The organism is Corallococcus llansteffanensis (assembly GCF_003612055.1).
GTDB classification, from domain to species: Bacteria; Myxococcota; Myxococcia; order Myxococcales; family Myxococcaceae; genus Corallococcus; species Corallococcus llansteffanensis.
Map to the genome: position 1 here is coordinate 1 of NZ_RAWB01000550.1, position 6,643 is coordinate 6,643.

General features: G+C 68.4%; 3 protein-coding genes. 1 reads left to right on the plus strand and 2 read right to left on the minus strand.

Annotation, left to right across the window (positions count from 1 at the left end; translation table 11 throughout):
• Positions 1 to 257 precede the first annotated feature (257 nt).
• Positions 258 to 2,588, plus strand: a complete 2,331-nt coding sequence (locus tag D7V93_RS34735) for a PAS domain-containing sensor histidine kinase (protein WP_120647459.1) — start codon at positions 258 to 260, stop codon at positions 2,586 to 2,588.
• Here D7V93_RS34735 and D7V93_RS34740 read toward each other — a convergent pair.
• Both D7V93_RS34740 and carB read right to left on the minus strand, forming a co-directional pair.
• Positions 2,551 to 3,021 (minus strand): virulence RhuM family protein, encoded by a 471-nt coding sequence (locus tag D7V93_RS34740; RefSeq protein WP_208723254.1) that lies wholly within the window; start codon positions 3,019 to 3,021, stop codon positions 2,551 to 2,553. The two genes, D7V93_RS34735 and D7V93_RS34740, sit on opposite strands and share 38 nt — an antisense overlap.
• Positions 3,022 to 3,194: 173 nt before the next feature.
• On the minus strand, positions 3,195 to 6,446 hold the full coding sequence (carB, locus tag D7V93_RS34745; RefSeq protein WP_120647460.1) for a carbamoyl-phosphate synthase large subunit: 3,252 nt from the start codon (positions 6,444 to 6,446) through the stop codon (positions 3,195 to 3,197).
• Positions 6,447 to 6,643 lie beyond the last annotated feature (197 nt).

Genomic DNA, 6,643 nt, shown 5'->3' on the forward strand with positions numbered 1-6,643 from the left:
GCAGCAGGCTGGCGGGCAGGAGCTTGCGGAGAAGGGCCATGGTTCCTGGACTGTATTTCACGGAGGGACGCAGCGGCTCAGACACGGCGTGGGCACCAGCCGGCCAGCGGCTTCGCTCCCGGGTGGGGGGTCGCTGCCAGGACGCCCGTGGAATGCACACCCTCCAGATCAGGCCATTTGCGGGTGTTGGAAGGCGGCGGCACGGGTCGCCGCTTCCCCGCTCGCGAAGGAGGAGGCCGTGACTCCAGGAGGCGAGCGTGGAAAGCCCCAGCGCAAGCTTCGACAGCGTGGCCACCGAGGGCATCACCGAGGAGCACTCGCGACTGCTCCTCGAGACCCTGGTGGCGTGCACGCCCGTGGGCCTTGCCGTGGTGGACCTGGATCAGCGGTTCGTCGAGGTCAACGACGCCCTGGCGGAGCTCAACGGGATTCCGCGCGCCGCCCACCTGGGCCGCAAGGTGCAGGAGATCGTCCCGGAGATGTGGTCCACGCTGCGCCCCCAGTACCAGCACATCCTGGACGGGGGAGAGGCGCGGACCTTTGAAATCAAGGGCACGACGTCCAAGGCCGTGGGGGTGGAGCGCCACTTCCTGGCCAGCTACTACCCGGTGCGGACGGCTTCAGGGGTGCTGCTGGGCACGGGCGTCGTCGTGGCGGAGGTCACCGAGCAGCGCAAGGCGCACGACGCGCTCCAGGTCAGCGAGCAACGCTACCGCTCGCTGGTGGAGGCGATGGCGCAGCCCGTGTGGACGACCAACAGTCGGGGAGAGGTGGTCGAGCCCGCGCCGCGCTGGCTGGCCTTCACCGGGCAGACCCACGAGGAGCACCTGGGGCTGGGCTGGCTCCAGGCCATCCACCCGGAGGACCGCAAGCGCGTGGTGCGAGGGTGGGTGGAGGCGCTGCGCACGCGCAAGTCCTACCAGGGCGAGTTCCGCCTGCGCTTCCACGCGGGAGGCTACCGGAACGTGGTGGGCCGGGCGGTGCCCGTCTTCGGTGACACGGGTGACATCGGGGAGTGGGTGTCCACGGCGGAGGACATCACCGAGCGCAAGCAGGCCGAAGCGCTGGTGGAGACCGAGCGCGCGCGGCTCCGCTCGGTGCTGATGAGCGCGCCCGCGGGCGTCGCCATCGTGACGGGCAAGGAGCAGGTGTTCTCGCTGGTGAATCCCTTGTTCCGTCGCGCGTCGCAAGGGGTCGACCTGACGGGCACCTCGCTGCGCGTCCTGCGGAACGATGCGGGGCGGGACTACTCGGCCCTCCTGGAGCGGGCCTACACCTCCGGCCAGCCCCAGACGCAGAAGGAGGTGCCCGTCGCCTTCGACCATGCCGGGGACGGGGTGGTTTCGACGCGGCTCTTCGACATCACCTACCAACCCCTTCGCGACGTGAACGGCCAGGTGGACTCCGTGCTGTCCTTCGCCATCGACGTGACGGAGCGGGTGGCGGCCCGGGAGAAACTCCAGGATTGGGCCACGTCGCTCAAGAACCAGCAGCAGTGGCTGGAGGCGGTGCTGGACCGGACGCCCGTGGCCCTGCTGTTGATGGAGCCCCGCACTGGCCGCGCCCTCTTCGCGAACCAGGCGGCCCGGGACATGGCGGGGGGCGAGTTCCCGGAAGGACTGCGGGTCGAGCGGTACAAGGGCACCTACCTCTTCACGGACGAAGCGGGCCGGGAGCTGCGCAGCGAGGAGGTCCCGGGCGTGCGCGCGGCACGGGGCGAGCCGGTGCACGCGGCGCCCATCGTCTGGCACACGCCCACCGGGCGCTACTCCCTGCTCGTGGAGGCCGCGCCCCTGCCCGCCCAGCACGGCCATCCCGCCGCGGTGCTGCTCGTGCACCAGGACGTGAGCGAGCTGCGCGAGACGCAGGCCCAGCTCCAGCACGCGGTGTCCCTGCGGGACGAGTTCCTCGCGGTGGCGTCGCATGAGCTGAAGACGCCGCTCACGCCCTTGCAGCTCAAGCTCCAGTCCCTCGTGCGGGACGCCCGGGCGGCCTCCTCGCTGGAGTCGCTGCGCGAGCGCGTGGTGCGCACCGCGGAGAGCGCGGCGGGGCAGATCCGGAAGATGACCACGCTCATCAACGACCTGCTGGAAGTCACGCAGCTCACGGGGCCGTCCGCGCCGCTGCAACTGGAGGACGTGGACCTGGCCAGCGTGGTGCACACGGTGGTGGAGGGATTCAGGCCCCAGGCGATGAAGGCGGGCTGCGAGCTGGTGGTCGAAGCGCTCCCCGGCGTGGTGGGACACTGGGACCGGCACCGGCTGGAGCAGGTCACGACCAGCCTCGTCTCCAACGCGCTGAAGTACGGCGCGGGACACCCGGTGACGCTGCGCGTGGAGGCGGAGTTCGGCAAGGCCCGGCTGACGGTGAAGGACGAAGGCATCGGCATCGCGCCGGGAAGCCTCAAATCCATCTTCGAGAAGTTCACCCGCGCGGTTTCAACCCGGCACTACGGAGGCCTGGGATTGGGCCTCTTCATCACGAGGCAGATCGTGGAAGCGCACCACGGCAGGCTGTGGGCGGAGAGCGAGCCCGGGCACGGTGCGACATTCATCGTGGAGTTGCCCACGGCGAGGTCAACGAACTGACGTGGTCGAAGTAGTCCTTGCCGAAGAGCGTCTTGCCCTGCTTCAGGCGCTCGTCGTCGAGGACGAAGCCCTTGAGCATGAACTCGCTCAGGGTCTTGGTGGCCCAGATGCGGAACTGGGTCGCCTGGTAGCTGTTGACCCGATACCCGACGGCGATGATCGCATCGAGGTTGTAGAAACGGGTCTTGTAGGTCTTCCCGTCCGCGGCAGTTGTTTCCAAAATGGAAATAACTGAAGCCTCCGCAAGCTCCCCCGACTCGAAGATGCCCTTCAGGTGCTTGTTGATGGCGGGCACTCCGACCCCAAAGAGCGCTGCCAGTGCCTTCTGCGTAAGCCACGCGGTTTCGTCCCTGAAGTGCACGCCGACCTTCACCGCCCCATCGGGCGCGGTGTAAAGCAGGAACTCGGACTCGCGCAGGGCCAGGTCGGTCATGACTGCGTCTCGCTCGGCATGGGGACAGGTAGCACTGGCATCAGCGGCCTCCTCTCGCGAGGGCCGGACGGCAAGCGCCCCGAACCGACGCCGGAACATCGACCAGCGGGAGGCAGCGTGAAAGCGGCCCCCGGAGGAGCGCTCAACACCCGCTCCCCCGGCCCTGCCAATCCCTACCGACGGCCCGGCGGAATGCCCTTCTCACCGTACAGGTACTCCTGCAACGGCTTCACCGCGAGGTCCGAGCGCTTCAGCGACTCCAACGCGCCCACCGCCATGCGCGCCGCCTGCACCGTCGTGTAGTACGGCACCGAGTGCATCAACGACTCACGGCGGATGGAGAAGCTGTCGCTGATCTCCTGCTTGCCGAAGGTGGTGTTGATGACCAGGACGATCTCCCCGTCGACGATCTTGTCGACGATGTTCGGCCGGCCCTCCTTCACCTTCTGCACCCGCTGCGACTCAATGCCCTTCGTCAGCAGGTAGTCGTGCGTGCCGGACGTGGACGTCAGCGTGAACCCCATCGAGCGCAGGCGCCTGGCCAGGTCCACCACCGCGGGCTTGTCCTCGTCCTTCACGGAGATGAACACCCTCCCCGCCTTGGGCAGCTTCACCCCCGCCGCGAGCTGGCTCTTGGCGAACGCCGACGCGTAGTCGTCCGCGATGCCCATCACCTCGCCCGTGGACTTCATCTCCGGGCCCAGAATCACATCCACCCCGGCGAAGCGCGCGAACGGGAAGACGCTCTCCTTCACCGCCACGTGCTTGAACTCCGTCTCCTCCGTGCGGCCCAGCTCCTTCAGCGTCTTGCCCACCATGCAGAGCGCGGCGATCTTCGCCAACGGCACGCCCGTCGCCTTGGAGATGAACGGCACCGTGCGGCTCGCGCGCGGGTTCACCTCCAGGATGTAGATGGTCTTCCCCTGGATGGCGAACTGCACGTTCATCAGCCCCACCACGCCCAGCTCCCGCGCCATGGAAATGGCCTGGTCCTTCATCCGCTCCACCAGGTCCGGCGACAGCGAGTGCGGAGGCAGCGTCGCGGCCGCGTCACCCGAGTGCACGCCCGCCTCCTGGATGTGCTCCAGCACGCCGCCAATCAGCACCTGCCCCGTGCGGTCCGCGACCAGATCCAGGTCCACCTCGATGGCGTCCTTCAGGAAGCGATCAATCAGCACCGGGTGCTCCGGCGACGCGCTCACCGCCTCGCGCATGTAGCGCTCCAGGCTGGCCGCGTCGTACACGGTCTCCATCGCCCGCCCGCCCAGCACGTACGACGGCCGCACCATCACCGGGTAGCCGATGCGCTCGGCCACCTTGAAGGCCTCCGCGTGGCTGCGCGCCACCCCGTTCTCCGGCTGCGTCAGGCCCAGCTTTTCAATCAGCTTGGAGAACTTCTCGCGGTCCTCCGCGCGGTCAATCGCCTGCGGCGACGTGCCAAGAATCGGCAGCCCCGCGTGCTCCAGCGGCACGCTCAGGCGCAGCGGCGTCTGCCCGCCGAACTGCACGATGGCGCCCACCGGCTTCTCGCGCTGGGACACCTCCAGTACGTCTTCAATCGTCAGCGGCTCGAAGTAGAGGCGGTCCGACGTGTCGTAGTCCGTGGACACCGTCTCCGGGTTGCAGTTGACCATCACCGTCTCGTACCCGGCCTCGCGCAGCGCGAAGGCCGCGTGCACGCACGCGTAGTCGAACTCGATGCCCTGGCCGATGCGGATGGGACCGCTGCCCAGGATGAGGACCTTCTGCCGGTCCGTGGGCGGCGCCTCGTCCTCCTCCTCGTAGGTGGAGTACAGGTAGGGCGTGTACGCCTCGAACTCCGCGGCGCAGGTGTCCACCCGCTTGAACACGGGCCGGATGCCGCGCGCGTGCCGGTGCGCCCGCACCTCCTCCTCCGGGTAGCCCAGCAGGTTGCCCAGGTACTTGTCGGAGAAGCCGTGCGACTTCGCCTGCCGGAGCACGTCGTCCGGGAGCTGATCCAACCGGCCGTGGTCCGCCAGCATCTGCGCCTCGTGCACCAGCGCTTCGATGTGCCGCAGGAACCACGGGTCGATGCGCGACAGCTGGTGCACCTGATCCACCGTCAGGCCCTCGCGGAACGCCTGGGACACGAACCACGGCCGCTCCGGCCGGGGCACGCGCAGGCCCTCGCGCAGCACCTTCTCCCGCTCCTCTTTCTCCGAGGGCAGCTCCGGCGACTCCAGGCCCACGCGCCCCAGCTCCATGGAGCGCAGCGCCTTCATGTAGGCCTCGGGGAAGGTGCGGCCAATGGCCATCACCTCGCCCACCGAGCGCATGCTCGTCGTCAGCGTGCGGTCCGCCTTGGGGAACTTCTCGAAGTTGAAGCGCGGCACCTTCACCACCACGTAGTCCAGCGTCGGCTCGAAGGAGGCCGGCGTGTCGCGGGTGATGTCGTTGCGCAATTCGTCCAGCGTGTAGCCCAGCGCCAGCTTCGCGGCGATCTTCGCGATGGGGTAGCCCGTCGCCTTGGACGCCAGCGCGCTGGAGCGCGACACGCGCGGGTTCATCTCGATGACGACCATGCGGCCGTCCTGCGGGTGGATGCCGAACTGGATGTTGGAGCCGCCCGTCTCCACGCCAATCTCGCGGATGATGGCGAGCGACGCCTGCCGCATGCGCTGGTATTCGCGGTCCGTCAGCGTCTGCGCGGGCGCCACGGTGATGGAGTCACCGGTGTGCACGCCCATCGGATCCAGGTTCTCGATGGAGCAGATGATGATGACGTTGTCCGCCGAGTCGCGGACCACCTCCAGCTCGTACTCCTTCCAGCCGAGCACGCTCTCCTCCACGAGGATGGTGGAGGTGGGGCTCGCCTTGAGGCCCGAGCGGCAGATGGCCTCGAACTCCTCGCGGTTGTACGCGATGCCGCCGCCCGTGCCGCCCAGCGTGAACGAGGGACGGATGATGGCCGGGAAGCCGATGTCCTCCGCCAGCGCCATCGCGTCCGTCAGCGTCGTCGCGTAGCCGCTGCGGGGCAGCGCCACGCCAATCTTCTGCATGGCCGCCTTGAAGAGCTGCCGGTCCTCCGCCTTGTTGATGGCGTCCAGCGACGCGCCGATGAGGCGCACCCCGTACTTCTCCAGGATGCCCTTCTCCGCCAGGGCCTTGGCCAGGTTGAGCGCCGTCTGCCCGCCCATGGTCGGCAGGAGGGAGTCCGGGCGTTCAGCGGCGAGGATCTTCTCCGCCGCCTCCACGGTGATGGGTTCAATGTAGGTGCGGTGCGCGAACTCTGGGTCCGTCATCACCGTGGCGGGGTTGCTGTTGAGCAGCACCACCTCCACGCCCTCGTCCCGAAGCGCCTTGATCGCCTGGGTGCCTGAGTAGTCGAACTCGACGGCCTGCCCGATGACAATCGGGCCCGAGCCAATCACAAGAACCTTCCGGATATCGGTACGCTTGGGCATCGGGCGCCCCCCATACCAACGTCCGCCCTCACATGCACGCGGTGCGTTGTGCCGTTCGAAGGTCCTGTCCGACGCCCGCCCGCTCGGAGGTCCAGGATGCGCGGGCCTCTGCTACGCTGCCGCGCTCTTTCGGAGGTCCCATGCGTCGCTGGTCCCTGGCCCTGCTCCTACTCTCCGCGCCCGCCCTCGCCCAGGAC